Annotated in this window: 1 protein-coding gene; it reads right to left on the reverse strand. The window is 39.5% G+C overall.

The window, feature by feature from the left end:
* Positions 1-215: 215 nt before the first annotated feature.
* A partial coding sequence (locus tag N8L33_RS09925) for an LPXTG cell wall anchor domain-containing protein (protein ID WP_261059746.1) occupies positions 216-668 on the reverse strand: 453 nt, incomplete at its 5' end.

The raw sequence follows: 668 nt of genomic DNA on the forward strand, positions 1-668 counted from the left end.
CATCAAAAAAGAAAGGACGAAATTTGTCCTTTCTCGAGCTTAGCTTTTCATCAACCCACTACAGTTGACAAAGAGCCTTAATACAAATATTAGCACCTACTTAAAAAAACAACAACGGCCCTGCACCTCTTTTAAAACGAGGAACAAGGTCGTTGTTTAATCTTTTTTATTCATTGTCCACTTAACAATGAACCATTCATATTTTGACTAAATTTTTAGTCTTCTTTTTTCTTTCCAAGAGCAAGTCCGAGACCACCTAGCATACCAAGAAGTCCGAGAGATGCAAGAGTAGCATTTGATTCTGTTCCTGTATTTGGCAATACATTTTGAGAACCATTTGACTTAGCTCCATTATCAACAGTAGTCTTAGTATCTACCTGATCTGCATTCGGAGTAACTGCATCTGGAACTGGAGTTGTTGGTGCTGGTGCATCTTGACCAGAACCTCTATTAGTGTCAGGTTTGACTGGCGTATCAGGTGTCACTGGTGCAACTGGTTTTTCAGTTGCTGGTGTGACTTTACCTGGTGTTGTTACATTAGGAACTTCAACTGCTGGTTGACCTGGTTCTATAATCTTACCTGTTCCTGGGACTTTACCGTCTGGTAATTCACTGTTTGGTACTTTACCTTTACCTTCTTTATCGATTGTAACGATAATTGGGTTTCC

The sequence above is a fragment of the Streptococcus mitis genome (assembly GCF_946188695.1).
GTDB lineage: Bacteria > Bacillota > Bacilli > Lactobacillales > Streptococcaceae > Streptococcus > Streptococcus mitis_DF.